20 protein-coding genes are annotated in these 25,109 nt (G+C 67.1%); 12 read left to right on the plus strand and 8 right to left on the minus strand.

Translation table 11 applies throughout. The features are described from left to right. Positions 1-30: 30 nt before the first annotated feature. Positions 31-1,002: a hypothetical protein gene (locus tag N8888_RS07430; protein WP_263177929.1), complete on the minus strand. Its 972-nt coding sequence runs from the start codon at positions 1,000-1,002 to the stop codon at positions 31-33. After that, a complete protein-coding gene (locus N8888_RS07435) occupies positions 999-1,517 on the minus strand; it encodes an RNA polymerase sigma factor (RefSeq protein WP_229765872.1) in 519 nt (172 codons plus the stop codon). The genes N8888_RS07430 and N8888_RS07435 overlap by 4 nt, the downstream gene beginning before the upstream one ends. Positions 1,518-1,764: 247 nt before the next feature. On the opposite strand from N8888_RS07435, the gene N8888_RS07440 reads away from it, so the two are divergent. After that, positions 1,765-4,605 carry a bifunctional diguanylate cyclase/phosphodiesterase gene (locus tag N8888_RS07440; RefSeq protein WP_263177930.1) on the plus strand — a complete coding sequence of 947 codons (2,841 nt, stop codon included), beginning with the start codon at positions 1,765-1,767 and terminating at the stop codon, positions 4,603-4,605. Positions 4,606-4,624: 19 nt separating this feature from the next. On the opposite strand, the gene N8888_RS07445 is transcribed toward N8888_RS07440, so the two are convergent. Together N8888_RS07445 and N8888_RS07450 are read right to left on the minus strand one after the other, a co-directional pair. Next, the gene (locus N8888_RS07445; protein WP_065175031.1) at positions 4,625-5,218 is read right to left on the minus strand and encodes an LOG family protein; all 594 of its coding nucleotides are present in this window, start codon (positions 5,216-5,218) and stop codon (positions 4,625-4,627) included. Positions 5,219-5,482: 264 nt separating this feature from the next. After that, the gene (locus N8888_RS07450) at positions 5,483-6,979 is read right to left on the minus strand and encodes an aminotransferase class III-fold pyridoxal phosphate-dependent enzyme (RefSeq protein ID WP_065181311.1); all 1,497 of its coding nucleotides are present in this window, start codon (positions 6,977-6,979) and stop codon (positions 5,483-5,485) included. A gap of 209 nt (positions 6,980-7,188) precedes the next feature. Between N8888_RS07450 and queA the strand changes: the two genes are divergently transcribed. From queA to fabV, 6 genes are all read left to right on the plus strand, one after another. Further along, positions 7,189-8,256 (plus strand): tRNA preQ1(34) S-adenosylmethionine ribosyltransferase-isomerase QueA, encoded by a 1,068-nt coding sequence (gene queA / locus N8888_RS07455; protein WP_111185614.1) that lies wholly within the window; start codon positions 7,189-7,191, stop codon positions 8,254-8,256. 97 nt (positions 8,257-8,353) lie between these two features. Further along, a complete protein-coding gene (tgt, locus tag N8888_RS07460) occupies positions 8,354-9,484 on the plus strand; it encodes a tRNA guanosine(34) transglycosylase Tgt (protein WP_065181313.1) in 1,131 nt (376 codons plus the stop codon). 134 nt (positions 9,485-9,618) lie between these two features. Beyond that, positions 9,619-9,963 carry a preprotein translocase subunit YajC gene (yajC, locus tag N8888_RS07465; RefSeq protein WP_053519780.1) on the plus strand — a complete coding sequence of 115 codons (345 nt, stop codon included), beginning with the start codon at positions 9,619-9,621 and terminating at the stop codon, positions 9,961-9,963. A gap of 61 nt (positions 9,964-10,024) precedes the next feature. Next, positions 10,025-11,881, plus strand: coding sequence for a protein translocase subunit SecD (gene secD / locus N8888_RS07470; RefSeq protein WP_053519779.1), 1,857 nt, complete (start codon positions 10,025-10,027; stop codon positions 11,879-11,881). Between the two features lie 15 nt (positions 11,882-11,896). Continuing rightward, a complete protein-coding gene (gene secF, locus N8888_RS07475; protein WP_053519778.1) occupies positions 11,897-12,877 on the plus strand; it encodes a protein translocase subunit SecF in 981 nt (326 codons plus the stop codon). A gap of 688 nt (positions 12,878-13,565) precedes the next feature. After that, complete coding sequence (gene fabV / locus N8888_RS07480; RefSeq protein ID WP_053520465.1) at positions 13,566-14,825, plus strand: enoyl-ACP reductase FabV; 1,260 nt, start codon at positions 13,566-13,568, stop codon at positions 14,823-14,825. 149 nt (positions 14,826-14,974) lie between these two features. Here the strand turns inward: fabV and N8888_RS07485 are convergent, their stop codons facing one another. The 3 genes from N8888_RS07485 to N8888_RS07495 form a co-directional block, all read right to left on the minus strand. Further along, positions 14,975-17,044 carry an EAL domain-containing response regulator gene (locus tag N8888_RS07485; RefSeq protein ID WP_065181393.1) on the minus strand — a complete coding sequence of 690 codons (2,070 nt, stop codon included), beginning with the start codon at positions 17,042-17,044 and terminating at the stop codon, positions 14,975-14,977. A 91-nt stretch (positions 17,045-17,135) separates the two neighbouring features. Further along, the gene (locus N8888_RS07490; protein ID WP_111185616.1) at positions 17,136-18,320 is read right to left on the minus strand and encodes a BaiN/RdsA family NAD(P)/FAD-dependent oxidoreductase; all 1,185 of its coding nucleotides are present in this window, start codon (positions 18,318-18,320) and stop codon (positions 17,136-17,138) included. Continuing rightward, positions 18,317-18,865, minus strand: a complete 549-nt coding sequence (locus N8888_RS07495; RefSeq protein ID WP_053517781.1) for a YaeQ family protein — start codon at positions 18,863-18,865, stop codon at positions 18,317-18,319. The genes N8888_RS07490 and N8888_RS07495 overlap by 4 nt, the downstream gene beginning before the upstream one ends. 124 nt (positions 18,866-18,989) lie before the next feature. Between N8888_RS07495 and N8888_RS07500 the strand changes: the two genes are divergently transcribed. Then, positions 18,990-19,871 (plus strand): pseudouridine synthase, encoded by an 882-nt coding sequence (locus tag N8888_RS07500; RefSeq protein WP_111185618.1) that lies wholly within the window; start codon positions 18,990-18,992, stop codon positions 19,869-19,871. A gap of 13 nt (positions 19,872-19,884) precedes the next feature. Here N8888_RS07500 and N8888_RS07505 read toward each other — a convergent pair whose 3' ends face one another. Then, a complete protein-coding gene (locus N8888_RS07505) occupies positions 19,885-20,376 on the minus strand; it encodes a YaiI/YqxD family protein (RefSeq protein WP_053517778.1) in 492 nt (163 codons plus the stop codon). Between the two features lie 303 nt (positions 20,377-20,679). On the opposite strand from N8888_RS07505, the gene N8888_RS07510 reads away from it, so the two are divergent. The 4 genes from N8888_RS07510 (at position 20,680) to N8888_RS07525 (ending at position 25,109) form a co-directional block, all read left to right on the plus strand. After that, positions 20,680-20,889, plus strand: a complete 210-nt coding sequence (locus N8888_RS07510) for a cold-shock protein (protein WP_005416210.1) — start codon at positions 20,680-20,682, stop codon at positions 20,887-20,889. A 148-nt stretch (positions 20,890-21,037) separates the two neighbouring features. Next, positions 21,038-21,727 carry a glutathione S-transferase gene (locus N8888_RS07515; RefSeq protein WP_263177931.1) on the plus strand — a complete coding sequence of 230 codons (690 nt, stop codon included), beginning with the start codon at positions 21,038-21,040 and terminating at the stop codon, positions 21,725-21,727. A gap of 31 nt (positions 21,728-21,758) precedes the next feature. Then, on the plus strand, positions 21,759-23,324 hold the full coding sequence (locus N8888_RS07520; RefSeq protein ID WP_263177932.1) for a protein adenylyltransferase SelO: 1,566 nt from the start codon (positions 21,759-21,761) through the stop codon (positions 23,322-23,324). 273 nt (positions 23,325-23,597) lie between these two features. Further along, entirely contained in the window at positions 23,598-25,109 is a 1,512-nt protein-coding gene (locus N8888_RS07525) for a NosD domain-containing protein (protein ID WP_263177933.1), read from the plus strand.

A 25,109-nucleotide genomic window follows, 5' to 3' on the forward strand; every position in this document is an offset into this window, starting at 1 on the left:
TTCATTCTACGGGGTTGCCGCCCCCATGCTTCAGTCGTCCAGCAGAGGACGCAGGTCGCGTGGCAGCCGCGACTCCGGATACTGCTGCACGTAGCGCTCGAGGCTGGCACGGGCGATGTCGCGCTGGCCTTCGTCGCGACGTTCGCGGATCTTCTGCAGCCACTGCCGGCGGGGCAGCTGGGCGTCGGCGGCCACTTCGGCCTGCACGGCCGTAGCGCTGAGCGCGGCATCGCTGCCGCGACGCATCACGCCTGGTGCACTGCGGAGCGGTGCGGCCCGCTTGAGCGTCGTGGTGTCACCGCGCTGTCCCGCGCTGGCCGGGGCGGCCTCCATCGCGCCGGACAGGGGGGCATCGGCGTCGCGCGCTTCCAGCGACGGCGGCGCAGGCGCCGCAGCAGGCAGCGGTGCCGAATAGGCCACAGCGGCCGGAGGTTCCGCAGCCGGCGGCGGAGCTGCGGTGTCGGCGGCGGCGCGCTCGGTGGCCTGAGCCGCCGCTTTCGCTCGTGCCGCCACCGTCGGTGCCGGTGTCTGCGGTGCGGAGGATCGGGCCGGCGCGGCGGGCCTGGGTGCCGCGACCGGCGCCGGTGGTGCCGGTGGTGCCGGCGGCGCACTTGCGATGGCCGGCTCGGCAGGGGAAGGCCGGGTAGGGCCCTCGGCAGGCTGCGCGGCCACTTCGGCAGCGACCTCGTCGGCGACGCGCGGCGCAGTGATCTGTGCATCGTGCGCCGGGACCGCGGGCGGTTCCGGGCGCAGCTGCCAGGCGATTCCGATGGCGAATACCATCGATGCAGCAACGCCGAACACCGCAGGCCAGTGCCGGCGCGGCCGCCGTGCACGCACGCTGCCCGCACCGGGCGCGTCGGCCGGTGGCGCCTGCACCGCCGCACGGGCGGCCGCCAGGATCGTGGCATCCAGCGCCGCCGGAGGCGCCTGTTCGACACGACGGCCGAGCAGGCGCGCCAGCTCGCGCTCTTCAGGCGTCAGGGGTTCGTCTCGGTTCATGCGTTCAGTCCCGCACGCAGCTTGTCCATCGCATAGCGCAGCCGCGATTTCACGGTTTCCCGGCCTACGCCGGTGATCTGGCCGATCTCCTCCAGGCTCAGTTCCTGATCCAGCCGCAGCTGCAGCACTTCGCGCTGCTCCAGCGGCAGTTCTTCCATCGCGCGCTGGATGCGGCGACGTTGCTCGAATTCTGAAAGCTCTGCTTCCGGGGTCTGCCCGTCTTCCAGCGCGGCCAGACGCAGCTCGGCATCGGCCGGCGCCGCCGGGCGGTGGCGTGCGGCGCGCCAGTGATCGTTGAGCCGGTTGTGCGCGATGCGGAACAGCCAGGTGCTGAAGGCGGCATCCGGCTGCCAGCCGGACCGTGCGCTGATGACCCGTTGCCAGACGTCCTGGAAGATCTCCTCGGCCAGGGCGGTATCGCGCAGCTGGCGCAGCAGGAAGCCGAACAGGCGCTTGCGATGGCGCGCATACAGGCTCTCGAACGCGTGCAGGTCGCCGCCGGCCCAGGCGAGCATCAAGGCTTCATCGGTTGGCAGGGCGCTGGCGTCCACGCGGTACAGGTTAAGGCCTGCCGACGATGGCGCATAGCGGGGTGCGGGGGCGGACAGGGCGAGGTTCATGGCTCGGAACGGGGTGCGGACGCCAGGAATAACGAACGGGCGCACGATTCGGGGTTGCCGGGCTTCCATTGCCCCCCCGGTGGCGCGCTATGCTCGGCGGCTCAGGGGAGGCGACGCACAGACGGCGCCAAGAGATTGTCATTTGTCCACGCACGCTGAACCTGCGCAAACGCCATCACACGAGGCCGTGCTGAGTACGGAACTCGTGCGCGCGCTGCATGCGCTGCTGCCGGAATCGGCGGTGGTCCGGGTCGGCTGGGACGATCCCCAGCTGGGGCGCGGTGACGCCATCTGGCCGATACCCCCGGTCGCGGCCGACAGCGGGGCACCGGCTGCCGGCGATGGCCGCCACGGTTGGGATCATGATGGTGCCCGCCTGTACCTGGTGGTGGAAGGCGCGGCGCCTTCGTCCGCATGGTGGGGTCTGGCGCGGCAGGCCATGGAACTGGCCCTGCAGCGGGGCCGCCAGGCGGGACAGATCAAGGCGCTGGAAGAGGCCGAGCGGCTGCAGCAGGCGCTGTTCCAGATTGCCGATCTTGCCGGCGCCGACCTGGAGATGGGGCAGATGCTGCGCCGCGTGCACGACGTGCTGGGCACGCTGATGTACGCGGAAAACTGTTACATCGTCGAATACGATGACCTGCACGACCAGATCAGGTTCCTGTACTTCGCCGACCAGGTGGATGATTTCGTCGCCGATCCGGCGCAGAGCTTCGACGCCAGTGGAATGCCGCGCAGCCTGACGGTGGCGTTGCTGCACCATGGCAGGCCCCTGAGCGGACCTTCGCGGGAACTGTTGGCCCGCGAGGTCGGGCAGGAGCATGACCCGCTTCGCGGCCCCGAAAGCCTGGACTGGCTGGGTGTGCCGATGCTGCGCGATGGCCGGGTGTGCGGTGCCATCGTGGTGCAGAGCTACGAGCAGGCAGACCGCTATGGCGAGGCCGAGCGTGCACTGCTGGGTTTCGTTGCCCAGCACGTACAGACCGCGATGGACCGGCGCCAGGCCCAGGTGCGGCTCGAGCAGCAGGTGGAACTGCGCACGCAGGAACTGCAACGCGCCAACCACAGCCTGCAGGACGAAGTGGCAGAGCGTCGTCGTGCCGAGCAGCTGCAGATCGCGCTGTACGACATTGCAGAGATGGCGATGTCCGCCGAGAGCCTGGAGCAGTTCTACGGCCAGGTGCATGGGGTGGTCGGCCGACTGCTCGACGCGCGCAATTTCTACATCGCGCTGGTCAACGAGGCGGGTGATGGGCTGGATTTCGTCTACTCGGTGGATGAACGCCACGCCAGCCGCGCCTCCCGTGCGTTCAGTCGTGGCCTGACCGAATACGTGGTGCGCAACCGCCAGCCGCTGTTGGCGTCCCGCGCGCAGATCGACTCGCTGCGCGCCAGTGGCGAGGTGCGCGAGTCCGGCGCGCGCTCGCTGTGCTGGCTGGGCGTGCCGCTGCTGCGGGATGACGAAGTGGTTGGCGCGATCGTGGTGCAGAGCTACAGCGAGCAGCGTGCCTTCAGCATCCACGACCAGCGCTTGCTGACCTTCGTCGCGCAGAACATCGGCACCGGACTGGCCCGCCAGCGCGACCAGCAGCGCCTGCGTTCGGCGCATGCCGAACTGGAGAAGCGCGTGGACGAACGCACGCGCGAACTGGCTGAGGTCAACGAAAAGCTGTTGGGCCAGATCGGCGAGCGCCTGCGTGCCGAGCAGCGGCTGACCCACCAGGCCATGCACGACGCGCTGACCGGGTTGCCCAACCGCCTGCACCTGCTGGACCGGCTGCAGGATGCGCTGGTACTGGCCAGGCAGGAGGACGGTCCGGTGTTCGCGGTGCTGTTCCTGGATCTGGACCGTTTCAAGCTGGTCAACGACAGCATCGGCCACGCGGCCGGCGATCACATGCTGGTGGAAGTGGCCAAGCGCATCGTGTCGATGGCGGGCCCCGACGACGTGGTGGCGCGCCTGGGCGGTGATGAGTTCGCGGTGCTGCTGCAGTGCCCGCTGGGCCTGGCGCAGGCCCTGGATTTCGGTCAGCGCCTGCTGTTGGCATTGCAGGAGTCGATGTGGATCGCCGGGCGCGAGCTGTTCCCGTCCGGCAGCCTCGGCATCGCGCTGTGGAATCCGCGTTACCGGACCGGAGAAGAGCTGCTGCGCGATGCCGACGCCGCCATGTACCGGGCCAAGGCGCAGGGGCATGATCGCTGTGCGATCTTCGACGAGGACATGCGCGAGCAGGCCATGCGCAGCCTCGATCTGGAAGCCGATCTGCGGCGGGCGATCAACAACCGGGATTTCGTGCCGTTCTACCAGCCGATCGTGCGCCTGTCCGACGGGGAAGTGGTGGGCCACGAAGCGCTGCTGCGCTGGCAGCACGAACGGCGTGGCCTGCTGTTGCCGGGCGCGTTCCTGGAGCTGGGAGAGGAGAGCGGGTTGATCGAACAGGTCGACTGGCTGATCTACGAACAGGTCATCGCCGGCCTGGCCGCGGGCGGGCAGGGCTATGTGTCGGTGAACGTGTCGCCGCGGCATTTCCGTTCGGCCGGTTTCAGTGCGCGCCTGTTCGGCCTGCTCGACGCCTGCGGGGCCGATCCGCGCCGGTTGCGCCTGGAGATCACCGAGGTCGCGCTGCTGGATGACGGCCCGCACACGCTGCATATCCTGCAGGGACTGCGCGAGCGCGGCATCCAGGTGCAGCTGGACGACTTCGGCACCGGCTTCTCGGCGTTGTCGTACCTGCACCGCTTCCCGATCAGCACGCTGAAGATCGACCAGAGCTTCATTGCCGGCCTGCATGGACCGGAAGTGCAGAGCACCCGCGCGCTGGTACAGGGCGTGCTGTCGCTGGCGCGCACGCTGGGCATCGAAACCATCGGCGAAGGCATCGAAACCGAAGCCCAGCGGCAGACACTGCGCGAACTGGGCTGCGATTACGGCCAGGGCTACCTGCTGGGGCGACCGGCTCCCTGGGCCGACGTGGCGCCCTGAGACGCCACGCGGCGGACGATCAACGCAGGGCGGCGCGGCGCTTCTCGTCGATCCACTTGGAGGCCTGTGCCGGCTGGTAGTTCTTCATCCACTCCAGCATCTGCTCGATGTCCGAGCCGTACCACAGGTCCTGGCGCTGGTCCGGGTGCAGGAAGCGCTCATCCACCATGCGATCGATCATGCCGATCAGCGGCGCGTAGAAGCCGTCCACGTCCAGGAATGCACAGGGCTTGTTGCCGATGCCCAGCTGGCGCCAGGTCAGCATCTCGAAGATCTCCTCCATGGTGCCGAAGCCGCCGGGCAGGGCGACGAAGCCGTCGGCCAGGTCGAACATGCGCGACTTGCGTTCGTGCATCGAGCCGACGATCTCCAGCTCGGTCAGGCCACGATGGGCCACTTCCCAGTCGGCCAGCTGGCGGGGAATCACGCCGGTGACCTCGCCGCCGGCCGCGAGCACGGCATTGGCCACGGTTCCCATCAGACCGACGTTGCCGCCGCCATACACCAGGCGCAGGCCGTCGCGGGCGATGCGGTCGCCCAGTGCAATGGCGCGTTCGGTATAGGCCGGCTTGCTGCCAGCGTTGGAACCACAGTACACACAGATCGATTTCATGGATCTTCCTGTCTCTTGGCCGGAAACGAAAACGCCCCGTCGCCGACCGCAGGGCGGTCAGGGACGGGGTGTCCAAGGATTATGAGGCCTTGAGAGGCCTTCTGTAGAGCCGAGCCATGCTCGGCTGCTCTTCGTTCAGATCGCGGCAATGCCCTAGCCGAGCATGGGCTATGCCGGTCGTCCTGACCGGCACCCTTCGGGCCGTCGCCAGCGACGTTGGCAGCGGCTCCTGCCGCTGCCTTCGGCTCTACAAAAAGCGGGGGCTTACGCCGCCGCAGCCTGCTCGCGTCGCGGGCCTTCACGCAGGGCGCGGCCGACCATGCCCACCAGCAGATCCAGCTCTTCGCTGTCCATGCCGAAGTGGGGCGTGAAGCGCAGCGAGTTTTCGCCGCCATGGATCACATTGATGCCATGCCGGCGCAGCCATTCTTCGGTGGAACCACTGCCGTAGCACTTGAACTGCGGCGCCAGCTCGCACGAGAACAGCAGGCCGGTACCCTGCACCTTGGTGATCAGCCCGCCAAGCTCGCCCTTGAGCTGTTCCAGCTTGCGCACGGCTTCGGCGCCGCGCTCGGCGATGTTGGCGCGCACCTGCGGGGTCAGCTGTGCCAGCGTCGCGCAGGCCACGTCCAGCGCACGCGGGTTGCTGGTCATGGTGTTGCCGTAGATGCCCTTGCGGTACAGCTGTGCGGCATGCTCGGTCACCGCCAGCACCGACAGCGGGTACTGGGCCGCGTTCAGGGCCTTCGAGTAGGTTTCCATGTCCGGCGGATCCAGGCCTTCGAAGCCCGGGTAGTCAACCACCGACAGCACGCCGTGCGCGCGCAGGCCGGCCTGGATCGAATCGAGCAGCAGCAGGCTGCCGTGCGCGCGGGTCAATTCGCGGGCCAGGGCATAGAACGACGGCGGCACCGAGCGGCCCGGATCGCCTTCGCCCATGACCGGCTCCAGGAACACCGCCTCGATGAACCACCTGTTGCGGGCGGCGTCCTCGAACACCGCGCGCAGGCCGGCTTCGTCGTACGGCGCCACGGTGATCACCGAATCCTCGCCACGGTAGCTGGCCAGATGCTGCATGTAGCTCTTGCGGCTGGAATCGGAGTACAGCGCCGGCCGGTCGGTGCGGCCATGGAAGCTGCCCTTGACCACCACACGCTTGATCGCGGCGCCGGCGTGGCGCGCACCCGGGTCGGTCTGCAGCTTGGCGTTGACGTCGGCGATGCGTGCGGCCAGCCCGACCGCTTCCGAGCCGGAGTTCAGGCACATGAAACGGGCGAACGGGCAGCCGCCACGACGGTGGCCGATCTCGGCGCGAAGGGCGGTGATGAAGCGCTGCTGTGACAGGCTGGGGGTCATGATGTTGGCCATCACCTGCGGTCGGGCCATCGCCTCCAGCACCGTGTCGGGGGTATGACCGAAGCCGAGCATGCCGTAGCCGCCAGCGTCATACAGCACCGCCCCCTTGAGGGTGACCACCCACGGGCCGCGCGCGGCCAGCGCCACATAGGGCGTAACGGCGTCGTCGGCGTAGAAATTGACGAACCCGTCCTGCATGGCATCGATCTGCGCCTGTTCGTCCTGCGCCAGCAACGGCCCCAGTTCGCCCTGCACACGGGCGAACTCCGCGGCGGCGGCCTCGACCGCGGCCACCAGCTGCGGATGGCGGACGGACAGGGTGGTCAGGGTGGCGTCGTCCAGGCCGGTGGTGAGGCGGGTGCCGGGCTGGCTGCGCAGGGGGGCGAGGCGTTCGATGAAGCTCATTGCAGATCTCCTGAAACAATGGGGCGCACGGGCCATCAAAAAGCAAAACGCGCGTCATCACGCGCGCTGGGCGGCCTCGTGCAGCGGACTTCCATCTCGATGCTAGCACTTGTTTTTTTGCGCGATAACCCCGCAGAAACCTGTTGCATAGCAGCATTTTGCGCGACGTTCGCCGCGGACCACGCCGGCTCGCAGACGCTGGCCGTACAATGCGCGCCATTGTCGACCTGTTGCCGCCCACTGCCTTGAAGAAGTCCGATTTCCACTACGACCTGCCGGCTGAACTGATCGCGCAGGCGCCGCTGGCTGAACGTTCCGCCAGCCGCCTGCTGCTGGTGCCTCCGGCCCCTGCCGCCTTCACCGACCTGCAGGTGCGTGATCTGCCCTCGCTGCTGCAGCCGGGTGACCTGCTGGTATTCAACGATACGCGCGTGATCCCGGCGCGCCTGTTCGGTCAGAAGGCCAGCGGTGGGCGGGTCGAGATCCTGATCGAGCGCCTGCTCGGCGGCCAGCAGGCGCGTGCCCAGGTCGGCGCCAGCAAGTCGCCCAAGGCCGGCAGCCGCATCGCGCTCGATGCCGGTGGCGAAGCCGAAGTGCTGGGCCGCGACGGCGAGTTCTATGTGCTGCAGTTCCATGTGCCCGAGTCACTGGAGCAGTGGCTGCTGCACGCCGGACGCCTGCCGCTGCCCCCCTACATCCAGCGCGAGCCGGGCGTGGACGACCGCGAGCGCTACCAGACCGTGTTCGCGCGGGAGGTGGGAGCGGTGGCGGCACCGACCGCCGGCCTGCATTTCGATGAACCGCTGTTGGCCGCGCTGAAGGACAAGGGCGTGGAGTTCGGCCACGTCACCCTGCACGTGGGGGCAGGCACCTTCCAGCCGGTGCGAGCCGATGACCTGAAGGACCACGTGATGCACCGCGAGTGGCTGAACGTGGGCGCCGAGCTGGTGCAGCAGGTGCGTCGGACCCGCGCTGCGGGCGGGCGCGTGATCGGTGTCGGCACCACCGTGGTGCGCGCGCTGGAAAGTGCGATGCGTGACGGCGAGCTGTTGCCGTTCGCCGGCGAGACGCAGATCTTCATCACCCCGGGCTATCGGATCCGCAGCGTTGACGCGATGGTGACCAATTTCCATCTGCCGGAAAGCACCCTGTTGATGATGATTTCGGCCTTTGCCGGCAAGGAGCGGGTGTTCGAGGCCTATCAGCACGCGATCCAGCAGCGCTATCGCTTCTTCAGTTACGGCGACGCGATGCTGCTGTTCCCGCAGGCAGGGTAGGGCGCGCCGGGAGGGCAGGGACCCTTGTGGGTGCGCACCTTGGTGCGCACGCCTTCTTGGGAGACAATAGGCAACTATTTGCCTGAACGACCGCTCCATGTCCCGACTGCAGTTCCAGCTCAAGACCCGCGACGGCCGTGCCCGTCGCGGCCGCCTGACCTTCCCGCGCGGCACGGTGGAAACGCCGGCTTTCATGCCCGTGGGAACCTATGGCTCGGTCAAGGGCATCCTGCCGGACCAGGTGCGCGCGCTGGGTGCCGAGATCATCCTTGGCAACACCTTCCATCTGTACCTGCGTCCGGGCCTGGACATCATCGCCGACCACGGCGGACTGCATGGCTTCTGCCGCTGGGACGGCCCGATCCTGACCGATTCCGGCGGTTTCCAGGTGTTCTCGCTGGCCCACCGCCGCAAGATCACCGAACAGGGCGTGACCTTCGCTTCGCCGACCGACGGGGCCCGGGTGTTCCTCGGCCCGGAAGAGAGCATGAAGATCCAGAAGGTGCTCGATTCGGACGTGGTGATGATCTTCGACGAGTGCACCCCGTACCCGGCCACCGAGGACGTCGCCCGCCGGTCGATGGAGCTGAGCCTGCGCTGGGCCCAGCGCAGCCGCAACGCGCATGACGAGCTCGGCAACGATGCGGCCCTGTTCGGGATCGTCCAGGGTGGGGTGCATACCGACCTGCGCAGCCGCTCGGCCGAGGCCCTGCAGGCGATCGGCTTCGATGGCTATGCCATCGGTGGCCTGGCCGTGGGCGAGCCGGAGCATGAGCGCAACGCCATGCTCGACCACCTGGATCCGGAGCTGCCGGGCGACCGCCCGCGCTACCTGATGGGCGTGGGCCGGCCGGAAGACCTGGTCGAGGGTGTCGCACGCGGCGTGGACATGTTCGACTGCGTGATGCCGACCCGCAACGCGCGCAACGGGCATTACTTCACCTCGTTCGGTACCGTCCGCATCCGCAATTCGCAGTATGCGCGGGACATGGACCCGATCGAACCGGGCTGCGGCTGCGTGGCCTGTACCGGCGGCTACACCCGCTCGTACCTGCGCCACCTGGACCGCTGCAACGAGATGCTGGCGCCGATGCTGGGCACCCTGCACAACCTGTTCTACTACGAGAAGCTGATGGCCGACATCCGGGCGGCGATCGAGGCGGGAACCTTCCAGGCCTTCCGCGAGTCCTTCTATGCGGCACGCGGAGCGGTTCCGCCGCCGCTGTAACCCGGCGCCCCCCTGTCGAACGGCCCGGGGACGAACGTCCGGGGCCATGGCATACTTCAAGGCTGACCCAGATCCGCGGTCGACACCCCGCGCCCGTGAAAGGGCCGGAGCGCCGCCCAACCAAAGGACCAAAGATGAACCTGCTTGCCTTCCTGATTCCCGCCGCCCACGCCCAGGCCGCCGGTGGCCAACCGCAGGGCATGGGCCTGACCACGCTGCTGTTCCCGATCATCCTGATCGCCATCATGTACTTCCTGATGATCCGCCCGCAGATGAAGCGGCAGAAGGAGCACAAGGCCATGCTGGAGAAGATCAAGCGTGGCGACGAAGTGCTGACCAACGGTGGCATCGCCGGCGTGGTCACTGACATCGGCGACAACTTCGTCACCCTGGAAGTGGCCGAGAACGTGCGCATCCGCGTGCAGAAGGGCGCTGTCGGCAACGTGCTGCCGGCCGGTACCCTGAAGTCGGCCCAGTAAGCCACTCCCTTTCCGATGCACAACCGCGGCGCCGGGGATGGCGCCGCGCGGGACCCAAGCAATGCTCGAATTTCCACGCTGGAAGTACGTCGTCATCCTGATCGTACTTGCGCTCAGTACGCTGTATGCGCTGCCCAACATCTACCAGAAGGACGCGGCCGTCCAGATCACCGCCAACCGTGGCGGACAGGTCGACGACGCCCTCCGCGACCGCGTGGTGGCTGACCTGAAGAAGGCCGGCATCGCCAGCCTCGGCGCCGAGAAGGAAGGCGAGAGCCTGATCGTCCGCCTGCCGGACCTCAAGACCCAGGCCGCGGCAAGCGACCTGCTGCGCGACAGCGTGGGTGAGAACTACACGGTCGCGCTGAACCTGGCATCCACCGTTCCGGACTGGCTGGCCAATCTTGGCGGTCGCCCGATGACGCTCGGCCTGGACCTGCAGGGCGGCGTGCACTTCGTGCTGCAGGTGGACCAGAAAGCAGCGCTGGACAAGCGCCTGGATGCCTATACCGAAGACGTGCGCAGCACCCTGCGCGACGCGCGCATTCCGTACCAGTCGGTCGAGCGTCGCGCCGACAACAGCATCGTGGCCAACCTGAGCCCGTCCGCCGGTGACGACGCCGCGCAGCGCGCCCGCACGGCCCTGCTCAAGGCGCAGCCGACCCTCGGTTACGACGTCAGCGGCAGCCGCATCACGGTGACCGTGCCGGAGGCCGAGATCTCGCAGATCGCCAACGGCGCCATCGAGCAGAACATCAATACCCTGCGCAACCGCGTGAACCAGCTGGGCGTGGCCGAGCCGATCATCCAGCGCCAGGGCGCCGACCGCGTCGTGGTGCAGCTGCCCGGCGTGCAGGACACGGCCGAAGCCAAGCGCATGATCGGTGCGACCGCCACCCTGGAATACCGTGCGGTGGTCGAGGGCAACGCCCAGGACGCCATCAACGCCGGCCGCATCCCGCCGGAAGCCAAGGTCTACCAGCAGCGTGACGGCCGCGGCCCGATCCTGCTGAACAAGCGCGTGATCGTCACCGGCGACCAGATGGTGGCTGCGCAGGCGGTGACCGACGCCAACAGCGGTGCCCCGGCGGTCAGCGTGACGCTGAACAACGTCGGTGGCCAGCGCATGTTCGACTTCACCAGCGCCAACGTGAACAAGCCGATGGCGGTGGTGTACACCGAACGCGTGCCGACCGTGACCGTGGTCGACGGCCAGGAAGTGCGCGGCTTCAAGGTCAACGAGGAAGTGATCTCGGTGGCCAACATCAATGGCGTGTTCGGCAAGAACTTCCAGACCACCGGCCTGCAGAAGAAGGAAGCCGAAGACCTGGCCAAGCTGCTGAAGTCCGGCTCGCTGGCCGCGCCGATGGACTTCGTCGAAGAGCGCGTGGTCGGCCCGAGCCTGGGTGCCGAGAACGTCAAGAACGGCATGCGCGCCGTGGTCTTCGCCTTCCTGTTCACCCTGGTGTTCTTCAGCATCTACTACCGCATGTTCGGCATCATCACGTCGGTGGCGATGCTGTTCAACCTGCTGATCGTGGTGGCAGTGATGTCGTTGTTCGGCGCGACCATGACCCTGCCGGGCTTTGCCGGCCTGGCGCTGTCGGTCGGCCTGTCGGTCGACGCCAACGTGCTGATCAACGAGCGTATCCGTGAAGAGCTGCGGGCCGGTGTTCCGGGCAAGACCGCGATCGTGACCGGTTACGAGCGCGCTTCCGGCACCATCCTCGACGCCAACCTGACCGGCCTGATCGTCGGCGTGGCACTGTTCGCATTCGGTACCGGTCCGCTGAAGGGCTTCGCGCTGACCATGATCATCGGTATTTTCGCCTCCATGTTCACCGCGATCACCGTGTCGCGTGCGCTGGCGACGCTGATCTACGGCCGCCGCAAGAAGCTCCAGAACGTGGCCATCTGACGGGACGACACGCACATGAAACTGTTTCCGCTGCACATCCTCCCGAACGACACCAAGATCGATTTCATGCGGTGGCGCCATGTCGCCATGGTCGTCACGATCATCGTGTTCCTGGCATCGATCGCCATCATCGGCTTCAAGGGCTTCAACTATGCCCTGGACTTCACCGGTGGCACCCTGATCGAGGCCCGCTTCGAACGCCCGGTGGACGTCGAGCAGGTCCGCACCAAGCTCGAGCAGAGCGGCTTCGACGGCGCCCAGGTGCAGAGCGTCGGTGGCAGTACCGACCTGCTGATCCGCCTGGCGCCGCACGGTGAGCATGCCCCGGGTACCGGCGATTCCGCCGCCGAGGACAAGGCCACCGCGGCGGCCGTGGTCAAGGCGCTGTCCTCGGCCGACAACCAGGCGACGGTGCTGCGCAATGAGTTCGTCGGCCCGCAGATCGGCAAGGATCTGGCGATGAACGGCCTGTACGCCACCATCTTCATGCTGGCCGGCTTCCTGATCTACATCGCCGTCCGCTTTGAATGGAAGTTCGCGGTCACCGCCAGCATCGTGGCCATGTTCGACCTGATCGTGACGGTGGCTTACGTGTCCCTGCTGGGCCGCGAGTTCGACCTGACTGTGCTGGCCGGCCTGCTGTCGGTGATGGGCTTTGCGATCAACGACATCATCGTGGTGTTCGACCGCGTCCGCGAGAACTTCCGCAGCCTGCGCGTGGAACCGATGGAAGTGCTGAACCGTTCGATCAACCAGACGCTGTCGCGTACGGTGATCACCGCGGTGATGTTCTTCCTGTCCGCACTGGCCCTGTACCTGTACGGTGGCAGCTCGATGGAAGGCCTGGCCGAAACGCACATGATCGGTGCGGTGATCGTGGTCATGTCGTCGATCCTGGTCGCGGTGCCGATGCTCACGATCGGCTTCCTGCGCGTGAGCAAGCAGGATTTGCTGCCGAAGGCCAAGGACATCGAGGCTCTGGCCCGCCGTCCGTAAGCGTTCGCGCTGCACGCAACGCACAGAGAACCCCGCGCAAGCGGGGTTTTTTTTGTTGGCCGGGTTGCACCCGGCACCCGCCGAGGCAAGAGCAACATCAGCATCAACATCAACAGCGGGCATTCCGCGGGATGGCGGGGCGGTGTCGGAGTGCGGGGACGCCGTAAACCCGTCCATGGGGGCTTGGCAGCCGCATCCATGCGGCTGACACCCCACACTCCGACACCGCCCCACCTTCGACACGTTCACGCGGCTGTCGGTAGGTGTCGATCTTGGTCGACACATCTGTCAGATTTCGAATGAATTCAATCGTGTCGACCAAGGTCGACACCCACCAGAGCAGAATGCGGTTCCGACAGAACGCGGAAGACTGTCGAAGGCGGGGTGGGTCCGGTTGCGGGGGCGTGAGCGCCATGGATGGCGCGACCGAGCCTACATGGACGTACTTGCGGCGTCCCCCGCAACCGGACCTGCCCCGCCATCCCGCAGATAGCTCGCTTCTGACGTTGACGTTGACGTTGATTCGGCAGGTGCAGGGTGCAACCCTGCAAAACAAACACCACCCTACGGCAGCGTCGGTTGTGCATTCGGCTCTCGCGCACTACGATCCTGCGGTTCGCGCGCGCAGGCGCGCCCTCCGATTCCTGCTGAGCGCCCCGCGCGCCGCATCTGCCAACCCGAGGTATCCATGGTCATCAAACCGCGCGTCCGCGGCTTCATCTGCGTCACCACCCATCCGACCGGCTGCGACGCCGCCGTCAAGCAGCAGATCGACTACATCCGCGCCCGCCCGCCGATCCAGAACGGTCCCAAGCGCGTGCTGGTGATCGGCGCCTCGACCGGCTACGGCCTGGCCGCCCGCATCACTGCCGCGTTCGGCAGCGGTGCGGCGACCCTGGGCGTGTTCTTCGAGCGTCCCGGTAGCGAGACCAAGCCGGGCACGGCGGGCTGGTACAACTCGGCGGCGTTCCACCGCTATGCCGATGAGGCGGGCCTGTATGCCAAGAGCATCAATGGTGATGCGTTCTCGGATGAAGTGAAGGCGCGCACCATCGAGATGATCAAGGCCGATCTCGGCCAGGTCGACCAGGTCGTCTACAGCCTGGCTGCGCCGCGCCGCAAGCACCCAAAGACCGGTGAAGTGATCAGTTCCACGCTGAAGCCGATCGGTGAGCCGATCACGCTGCGTGGCCTGGATACCGACAAGGAAGTGATCACCGAGACCACTTTGCAGCCGGCGACGCCGGAGGAAATCGCAGGGACCGTCGCAGTGATGGGCGGTGAAGACTGGCAGATGTGGATCGACGCGCTGGCCGATGCCGGCGTGCTGGCCAATGGCTGCACCACCACCGCCTTCACCTACGTTGGCGAAGAAATCACCCAGGCCATCTACTGGAATGGCTCGATCGGCGCTGCCAAGAAGGATCTCGACACCAAGGTGCTGGGCCTGCGCGAGAAGCTGGCGAAGATCGGCGGTGATGCCCGCGTGTCGGTGCTCAAGGCCGTGGTCACCCAGGCGAGCTCGGCCATTCCGACAATGCCGCTGTACCTGTCGCTGCTGTTCAAGGTGATGAAGGAAAAGGGCACCCACGAAGGCTGCATCGAGCAGCTGGACGTGCTCTACGACATCCTCTACGGCGGCAAGGCCGACGGCGTGGCGATCGACCGCCTGCGTCACGATCTGGTCGATGGCGATGGCCATACCGTCGCGCTGGTCGATGAAGAAGGCCGCCTGCGTGCCGACTACAAGGAAATGGCGGCAGACGTGCAGGGCAAGGTGGTTGCGCTGTGGCCGCAAGTGACCAACGAAAACCTGTACGAGATCAGCGACCTGGCCGGCTACAAGGCGGACTTCCTGCGCCTGTTCGGTTTCGGCGTTGAAGGCGTCGACTACGAGGCCGACGTCGATCCGGATGTGAAGATCAACAATCTGGTCGATATGACCTGATCGAAAAGGCCGGCGAAAGCCGGCCTTTTCACATAGGGCGCGCCGCTGTGCTCGCCGGGCATGGCCCGGCGCTAGCAGGCTCGTCGTGCATGGGCCGGCGTTACCCCGGCGCCCCTTGGTAGCGCCGGGCCATGCCCCGCGATGCGGGATCACCCGAAGTCGAAACTCATCGTCGGCAGCGCCGGACCGACGAAGTCGCCCTGCACGTAGTCCACGCCTGCACTGAACAGCAGCGTCATGGAGTTGGCATCGCTGACGAACTCGGCGATGGTGCGGATACCGGCCTCCTGCGCGCGCGCCGTGATCTGGCTGATGCGGTCGATGTTCTCGCGGGTCGCCGCCAGGTCGCTGGTGAATCCACGGTCCAGCTTGAGGAACTGCGGCTGGAAGTGGGCCAGCAGCTGGAACGAATCCAGGCCGGACCCGAACTGTTCCAGGCCGATGCGGCAGCCCAGCGGGGCCACGTCGGCCAGGAACTGCTGGGCGCTGCGCAGGTGGGTGAACACCTTCGCTTCCGGCGCATGCAGCCACAGGCGCTCGCCCGGAACCCCGTGCGCCTTCAGTTCACCACGCAGGGTGGCAATCATCTGCGGGTCGTCGAACGATTCGGGGGTGACCTTCACCAGCATCTGGGTGGCGCTGCCTTCGCGCGCGCGCTGCCCCAGCACCGTGATGGCCTTGGACACCACCCAGCGGTTGATCTCGGCCAGCAGCCCGTGTTCCTCGGCGATGCCAAGGAAAGCGGTGGGACTGAGCAGTTCACCGTTGTGCTCCAGTCGCAGATAGGCTTCGTACAGCTCCAGTGGCTCGCCCTGCAGGTTCAGGACCGGCTGGTAATGCAGCTGGAAGCCGTCGCCGTCCAGGGCTTCGCGGATGCGGCCGACCCATCGCTGCACACGTTCTTCCTCGACCCGATCGACCGCGGCCGGATCGAAGATGCGACAGGTGTTGCCCAGCTCGGCGGCCGCCTGCGTGCACTCGCTGGCACGCGCCAGGACCTGGCCGATACTGGCGATCTTCTCGCCGACCTGGACACCGCCGATGCTCACGGTGACCGTGGCCGAACGCGCGCCGATGCTGAACACATGGGCGGCATATGCCTCACGGATGCGTTCGGCCAGTGCCACGGTCTGCGCATAGGGGCCGGCCTGCAGCACGGCGAAGCTGTGTTCGCCGAAGCGCGCCAGCTGCGCGTCCTCCCCCACGACATCGGCCAGCAGGGAGGCCAGCGCGCCGATGAGGGTATCGGCCGAGGCCAGCCCGATGTCCGGCATCAGCCGCGCATAGTGGTCGGGCTCGACCAGCAGCAGGCCGAACTGGCCCTCGCTGCGGCCAGCCTGGGCGACCGCACTTTCGACCTGCAGCATGAAGGTCGGCCGGTTCAGCAGGCCGGTCACCTGGTCGCGCTGGCGAAGATCCTCGACCTCTCGGGCCAGTTCCGGGTCGAACTCGATCCGGCGGCGGAACACGACCTGCAGGCAGGATTCGCCCTCATAGGTGGCTGCGGTGAATTCCATCGTTGCCGGAAACGCACTGCCATCCTGGTGGCGTGCATCGAGCTGGTACTGCGGTGGTGGCGCTTCGCCGCGGCTGAGGCTCTTCAGCAGCTGCTTGAAGTCATCAACATGCTGGGCGGCCACCATGTCCAGCAGCGAGATGCCCTCGATGTCGTCGAAATGCTCGTAGCCGAACATGTCCAGATAGGCATCGTTGGCGCGGATGTGCATGCCTTCGTGCACATAGGCGATGGGTTCGCGGGAGGAGGCAATCAGCGCGTCGCAACGGCGCTCGGTCTCGCGCATCTGTGCCTCGATGCGGCGCAGCCCGCGGCGCGCCTGCAGGTCGACCCACTGGTCGCGGACCACCGCCAGCAGATGCTCCGGCCGTTGGCGCAGGGCAAGGGCGCGGATGCCATGGCTGCTGGCCTGGACCAGCTCATCTTCGTCGATGCGCTCGGCCAGCAGCACCAGCGGAATGTCCTTGCCACTGGCCGCGATGTGCTGGGCCACCAGCGGCAGCGGGATGCCCTGCGAGGGCGAGGCCAGCACCAGATCGATGGCCTGGTTGGCCAGCACCTGCGACAGCTCGGCCGAATCCTGCGGGCGCCAGGGGCGCACGGCGATGCCGCTGTTGCGCAGCGTGCTGACGATGGCTTCCGCATTCTCGCCGCTGTCGTCGACGATCAGCAGGCGGATGGTGATGTCGTTCGCGTTCTGCATGCACTGCTCCCCAATCTGCGGATCTTGATACACGATGCTCGGCGAGCCGTCCATGCGTGCAGGCATCCCGCACCCCGAACGGCGATGCGGTTCACACCACGCTGCCGGCGGCGTGGCCGCTGGCCCAGGCCCACTGGAAGTTGTAGCCGCCAAGCCAGCCGGTGACGTCCAGCACTTCGCCGACGAAATGCAGGCCCGGCACGCGCTTGGATTCCATCGTGGAGGACGAAACGTCGGCGGTGTCCACGCCGCCCAGCGTGACCTCGGCGGTGCGGTAGCCTTCGGTGCCACTGGCCACCAGCGGGAACGCACCCAGCAGCTGCGCAGCCTGGCGCAGCTGGGGCTCATCCAGCTGCCGTACCGGGCGGTCCGGCAGCCAGTGTTCGCACAGGCGCTGGGCCAGGCGCTTGGGCAGGACCTCGGCCAGCACCGTGCGCAGTTCGGCGGCTGGCCGCTCCTGTTTCATCCGTCGCAGCCACTGGCCGGCATCCTGGCCGGGCAGCAGATCCAGTTCCAGTGCATCGCCGGGTTGCCAGAAGGAGGAGATCTGCAGGATCGCCGGGCCGCTGACGCCACGATGGGTGAGCAACATGGAATTCTGGAACTGCATGCCGTTGCAGCGCGCCTCGATCGGCAGGGCGACACCGCTCAGGTCGGCCAGGCGCTCCTGGTGCCTGCCACTGAGGGTCAGCGGCACGAGTCCGGCGCGGGTCGGCAGCACGGCATGCCCGAACTGGCGTGCAATCTCGTAGCCGAAGCCGGTTGCGCCCAGGCTGGGGATGGACAGGCCACCTGTGGCGACCACCAGCGAGGCGCAGTGGAACATCCCCTGCGTGGTGTGCACACGGAAGCCATCCGTCCCGTGCTCGATGCGCTCGACGCTGCAGTGGGTACGGATGTGCGCACCCGCTGCCTGGCACTCGTCCACCAGCATCTTCACGATCTGCTTGGACGAAACGTCGCAGAACAGCTGCCCCAGCTCCTTCTCGTGATAGGCGATGGCATGGCGCTCGACCATCTCGATGAAGTGCCAAGGCGTATACCGGGCCAGCGCCGATTTGCAGAAGTGCGGATTGGCCGACAGGAAGTTGGCCGGGGTGGTGCCGGTGTTGGTGAAGTTGCAGCGGCCACCGCCGGACATCAGGATCTTCTTGCCGATCTTGTTGGCGTGATCGATCACCTGCACCTGGCGGCCGCGCCGGCCGGCGGTGATCGCGGTCATCAGGCCGGCGGCACCGGCACCGATCACCACGACGTCGCAGCGCGTCGTACTCATGCCTTGGCGCGCTTGCGCCAGGTGGGGATGATGTCGAGCTGGATCTGGTCGTTGAGGATCTGCACCTCGCCGTCCTGGATCAGCACGCTGAAGCGCATGGCACGCTGGATCTGCTGGCCCCACTGCTCGACGAAGGTGCCATCGAGGTCGATCACCGACAGGTTGTCGAAGCGCGCCAGGCCCTTGCCCTGCTTGCCCCACCAGATGTCGGACGCATTGCCGCCGTAGTTGACCACCTGCACCTGGCGGCTGCGATTGCTGGCCTTGCGGATACGGGATTCATCGGGGTGGCCGAGGTCGATCCACTGCAGGATGTCGCCGGTGTAGTCGTGCTGCCACAGGTCCGGCTCGTCATCCGTACTCAGGCCCCGGCCGAATTCCAGGCGGTCGTCGGCGTTGAGGGCGAAGGTGAGCAGGCGCACCATCAGGCGCTCGTCGGTTTCCGACGGATGCTGGGCCAGGGTCAGGTTGTGGGTCGCGTAGTAGCCGCGATCCATGTCGCTGATCTGCAACTCGGCCTTGCGGATGGTGGCGGTGAGGGCCATGGGGGATCCGTCGACTAAAGAGGACAATGATAGAGGTTTGCTGCAGGGGTGTCCGTGGCCAGGGTGTCTGCCGCGCGTCAACGGTGGCACGCTTGCGGTTCCTGTTGCCGCCGGAGCGGACGCGATGACCCTGCCCAGCCGGCTGCAGCTGCCACCCGGCCATTGGCCGACCCTGCTGGACGGCCTGTGCGCACGCTTTCCGCGCATCGACCGCAGCCAGTGGCAGGACCGGTTCGCGCGCGGACGGGTACAGGATGCGCAGGGCAGGGCGCTGGCGGCGGACCAGCCGTGGCAGGTGGGGCTGGAAATCCTGTATTTCCGCGAGGTCAGCCACGAGCCGCGCATTCCGTTCAACGAGACGATCCTCTACCAGGACGAGCATCTGCTGGTGGTCGACAAGCCGCACTTCCTGCCGGTGACCCCGGCGGGTGCCCATGTCCGCGAAACCCTGCTGGCGCGGCTGGTGGCGCGGACCGGCAACGCGCAGCTGGCACCGCTGCACCGCCTGGACCGGCTCACCGCTGGGCTGGTCCTGTTCTCGCTGCGACCGGAGTCGCGCGATGCCTACCAGCGCCTGTTCCGCGAGCGCCGCATCGACAAGACCTACGAAGCGCTGGCCCCGGCGCTGCCGGCGCTGGACTTCCCGTTGGAGCGCCACAGCCGCATCGGCCCGGCACAGCCGTTCTTCCGCATGGGCGAAATGGAGGGCGAGCCGAATGCGAGTACCCGCATCGAGGTGATCGACGCGACAGGTCCGGTCTGGCGCTACCGCCTGCAGCCCAGAACCGGTCGCAAGCACCAGTTGCGCGTGCACATGGCGGCGCTGGGCGCGCCCATCATCGGAGACGACCTGTATCCGCAGCTGCGTCCGGCCGCGAGCGGGGCGCAGGCGCCGCTGCAACTGCTGGCGCGGGCGTTGTCCTTCGACGATCCCCTGAATGGGGAACGACGGGTGTTCAGCAGCCAGCGTCAGCTGGGCCTGGAGCTGGGCCCAGTGGTGGCGTGAGCCGGGCCCCGCCTCATCGCGCCACGCGGATGCGGGCCAGCCAGCGGTCCAGCGCGCTGCCGAACGCCTGGCGGTCGCGCGCATGCAGGGGAGGCGGGCCCCCGGTCTGGACGCCGGCGCCGCGCAGCTCTTCCATGAAATTGCGTACCGACAGGCGCTGGGCGATGGTGTCGGCGGTGAACAGCTCCCCGCGCGGATGCAGGGCCAGCGCGCCTCGTTCGAGCACCAGCGCGGCCAATGGAATGTCCTGGGTGACAACCAGATCGCCGGCGGCGACCCGTTCGACGATGGCGCTGTCAGCCACGTCCAGGCCCTGCGGCACCTGGAGGGAGCGGATCCAGCGCGAGGGCGGGGTGCGGATCCACTGGTTGGCGACCAGGGTCAACTCTAGGCCGACCCGCTCGGCGGCCCGGAACAGGATGTCGCGGATGACAACGGGGCAGGCGTCTGCGTCCACCCAGATGCGGGGACGGGGCAGTTCAGCCGGGGTTTCAGCTTCAGTCATTTACCCAGTGTAGGGTAGGAAAAACCTGAATGGGTCCCCGGATCCGGGCCCGACCGACTGCCAGCCCTTGCCACGCCTAGCGGGGGCGGGGTGGCGATGAATGCCGGGGCTATCGCTTTTTGGGGAAAACACGCGTATCGTGCGACCCACTGTGTTTGCTAGGGTCACCGTGAATCGTGGCCTGGTGCAGTTGATCTCACGATCCACTCATCGATCCGCTTTACCAACGCCTGCAACTCAGTCTCGGCCCCGATACCCGGTGGCTGCGATTTTTTTCAACATGTGTTTCAGGAGTTAGTAAATATGTCTGAACGTCAGACCGGCACCGTCAAGTGGTTCAACGACGCCAAGGGCTTCGGCTTCATCACCCCGGAAAGCGGCCCGGACCTGTTCGTGCACTTCCGCGCCATCCAGGGCACCGGCTTCAAGACCCTGCAGGAAGGCCAGAAGGTCACCTTCATCGCCGTCCAGGGCCAGAAGGGTATGCAGGCTGACCAGGTGCAGGCGGTCTAATCCGTCTGCTGCCCTCGGGTAGCCAGAACGCCGGAAGCGCAAGCTTCCGGCGTTTTTTTGTTGCGTCGGCGGGAGCTGGCACGGATCGAATCCACAGGCGCATGCGTGCAGGCGCGTTACGATGCTTGCACCCCTCTGGAGTCCTTTCATGCGCATCGTCCATCACCTCGAGAATTCCCGTTCGCTGCGCGTGCTGTGGATGCTGGAGGAGCTGGGGCTGGACTACGAACTGCGCCGTTACCCGCGCGACCCCAGAACGCTGCTGGCACCGCCGGCACTGCGCCAGGTACATCCGCTGGGGAAATCACCGGTGCTGCAGGACGGCGAGCAGGTGCTGGCCGAATCCGGCGCCATTCTTGATTACCTGGCTGACCGCTACGACACGCAGCGGCAGGTGTCGCCGTCGCCGATACCGGCCGAAGGTGCCGAGCGCATGGCCTATCGCTACTGGCTGCACTACGCCGAAGGCTCGGCGATGCCGCCGCTGCTGCTGACGCTGGTGATGAGCCGCATCCGCAACGCGCCGATGCCGTTCTTCGTGCGCCCGATTGCCCGCAGCATTGCCGACAAGGCCGAGCAGAGCTTCGTCGGCCCGCAGCGCCGCCTGCACCTGGACTGGATGGAGCGCCGCCTGGCCGAGAGCCCGTGGTTCGCGGGTGAGCGTTTCACCGCGGCCGATATCCAGATGAGCTTCCCGATCCAGGCCGCAGCGGCGCGCGGAGGCGGACTGGACGACAAGCCGGCGCTGCGCGCGTTTCTCCAGCGCATCGGTGAACGCCCGGCCTACCAGCGCGCTGAAGCGCACGGCGGATCGCTGCAGGCGCTGCGCGGCGATTGAGGTCGGCGGCGTCCATCCCCATGTCAGGGCCATGGACAGCCCCTTCCCGCGATTCGACAACCGTCTGCTGACCGTCCTGCCGGGCGACCCGGAAGCCGGGCCCCGTCGGCGTGAAGTCCGAGAGGCGGCCTGGTCGTCGGTGATGCCGACGCCGGTCGCCGCGCCGACCCTGCTGGCCTGGTCGCCGGAGGTCGCCGCTCTGCTCGGCATCGATGTGGCTGAAGTGTCGAGCGGCACGTTTGCCCAGGTATTCGCTGGCAACGCGTTGTATCCGGGCATGCAGCCGTGGGCCGCCAATTACGGCGGGCACCAGTTCGGTCACTGGGCGGGCCAGCTTGGCGATGGGCGGGCGATCTCGCTGGGCGAGCTGGTTGCGCCGGATGGCCGGCACTGGGAACTGCAGCTGAAGGGTGCAGGCCCGACCCCGTACTCCCGTGGCGCCGACGGTCGCGCGGTGCTGCGCTCGTCGATCCGTGAATTCCTGTGCAGTGAGGCCATGCACCACCTCGGTGTACCGACCACGCGTGCGCTGTCGCTGGTCGGTACCGGCGAGCACGTGGTGCGCGACATGTTCTATGACGGCCGTCCGCGAGCCGAGCCCGGCGCGATCGTATGCCGTGTGTCGCCCTCGTTCCTGCGTTTCGGTTCGTTCGAACTGCCGGCCTCGCGCGGTGAGACGTCACTGCTGCAGCAACTGGTGGATGCCTGCATCGTCCGTGATTTCCCTGAACTGGCGGGGCGGGGTGAGGCACTGTACGGTGACTGGTTCGCGCTGATCGCGGTGCGCACCGCCGAGATGATCGCGCACTGGATGCGTGTCGGTTTCGTGCATGGGGTAATGAACACCGACAACCTTTCCGTGCTCGGCCTCACTCTCGACTATGGCCCCTATGGCTGGGTCGAGGACTTCGATCCGGACTGGACCCCGAACACCACTGACGCACAGGGCCGTCGCTACCGCTTCGGAACGCAGCCGCAGGTGGCGTACTGGAATCTGGGGCGGCTTGCGCAGGCGCTGTCGCCCTTGTTTGCCGACGTCGCGCCGTTGCAGGCGGGCCTTGCTGCCTATCAGGCCACCTTTGCCGCCTGCACGCGTCGCGATGCGGCGGCCAAGCTTGGCCTGGCAGCTGCCGATGATGCCGATCTGCAGCTCTACCAGCGCTGGCAGCAGCTGCTGCAGGACGGTGGCATGGACATGACCCTGTCCTGGCGCGCCTTGATGCGGATCGATCCTGCATCGCCCGATCCGGCGGCACTGGCTGAGGTCTACTACGACCGGGAGCGGCAGGAGGCCGTGCAGGTGCCGCTGCGGCAGTGGCTGCAGGACTACGCCGCGCGATTGCGGGCGGATCCTCTTCCGGCCGCCGAGCGCCTGGCGAAGATGGGCGCGGCCAATCCGCTGTACGTGCTGCGCAACTGGCTGGCGCAGGAAGCGATCGACCGTGCGGAACAAGGGGACATGGGCGGCGTACACGCCTTGCAGGACGTGCTGCGCGATCCGTACACCCAACGCGCCGGACGTGAGCATTTCGCCAGCAGGCGCCCGGCCTGGGCCGACGACCGCGCCGGCTGCTCGATGCTGTCCTGCAGTTCCTGACCGGTGCTACGGCGCAGCCGTGCGCTTCGCCTGGCAAATGCCAGTGCAGCCTTCCCTACAACGATGGTCGTATCCATTCAGTGCGATATTCGCACGCGTAGTCGATTACCGCACTTGAATGGTGCAGTGCGATAAACCTAATTTCACTTCCGCAGATTCAAAGCAGTCCAAGCGATCCACCCCTGGCGGGGCGAGGGCAGCACCCGACCCGGTGCTGAAGCCAGGTGCAGGGGAAGACCGCAGGATTTCCCTTCACCTGTGCGGAGTGATCGCATGCGCCGTCGCTTGTCCATTGTTTCTCTGTTCCTGCTCGCCCAGTTGCCGACCCTGGCGTTGGCCTACCAGGCCGAACCGCCGCGCGGGCCCCTGCAGGTGCTGCGCGTGGACCGCTACGCCGACGACACCCGTCCCGGCTCCCTGCGCTGGGCGATCACCACCGCCAACACCGCGCCGGGTCGCTATCGCATCGAGATCGACGCAGTGGGTACCGCGCCCCATGTGATCAAGCCGACCTCGCCGCTGCCGGAGATCAAGGGGCCGGTGCAGATCATCGGCACGTCCTGGGGCCGCGATGGCCAGTTCGTCGCCATCGACGGTTCGGCCTACGTCACCGGCACCGGCACCGACGCCTGTCCGGGCGCCGAACCGGGCCAGTCGGGCACCAACGTGCGCACCACCACGTTGCCGGGGCTGGTCCTGCGGGATACCCAGGGCGTTGAACTGGCCGGTCTGGAGATCCGCAATTTCTGCATCGGTGTGCTGGTCAACCGCTCCAGCCACAACGAGATCCACGACAACCGCATCGTCGCCAACAAGGGCGGCGCCGGCATCATGCTCACCGGGGACGACGGCACAGGGCAGTCCACTGCCACCACCACCGTGCACAACCGCATCGTGCGCAATGAATTCCTCGACAACGGCGATGGACTTGAGCTGACCCGTGGCGCGGCCTGGAACCTGGTGGCCGACAACCTGTTCCAGTCCACCCAGGCCAACCCGGAACCGTCGCAGGGCATCGAAATCCTCTGGGGCAACGACAACAGCGTGGTACACAACCGCTTCGTCGATTACTCCGATGGCCTGCAGATCAACTGGGGCAACCGCAACTACATCGCCGCCAACACCTTCACCGGCAATTCGCTGGGCCTGAGCATCACCGGCAGCGGCAACGTGGTCGATGGCAACATCATCACCGGCAATGGCATCGGCATCGGCGTGCGCCCGCAGCCGGTCAGTGCGCCGAACCGCTTCACCGCCAACCGCATCTTCGGCAACGGCCTGCCGATCGAGCGCTGCGAGGCGGGCGGCGCCTGCGTGAAGGGCCAACCGCGCGGCGCCATCGTGTTCGGCGTGCCGGGCCTGGAACACGCCAGCTTCGTCGGTTCACGTGGTCGTGGTGTCGACAATGATCCGTCCAAGCGTGCGCGCATCTGCTCCGCTGCCGGCCAGACCGACTGCCAGCCGCTGCCGAACCTGGGCCAGGCGGCGCCGCAGCTGACTGGCGTGCAGGGCAAGGGTACGCAGCGCCAGTTGATCGGTCGTTTCCAGGGTACGCCCGGCAGCCGTTACCAGGTCGAAGTGTTCGGTAACCGCGCCGCCAGCGGCAGCGAGGCCGAGTGGGTGCTGGGCAGCGTGCAGGCGCGCACCGATGCGCAGGGGCAGGGCCGTTTCACCTTCCCGCTCGGCGCCGCGGCAGATGCTGCGGCTGCCGGCAGCCTGACCGCCACGGTCACCTCGGCGCAGGGCGCCACCTCCCCCCTGAGCGCGCCGCTGTCGCTGCGCTGA

This window comes from Stenotrophomonas maltophilia (genome assembly GCF_025642255.1).
Lineage (GTDB): Bacteria > Pseudomonadota > Gammaproteobacteria > Xanthomonadales > Xanthomonadaceae > Stenotrophomonas > Stenotrophomonas maltophilia_P.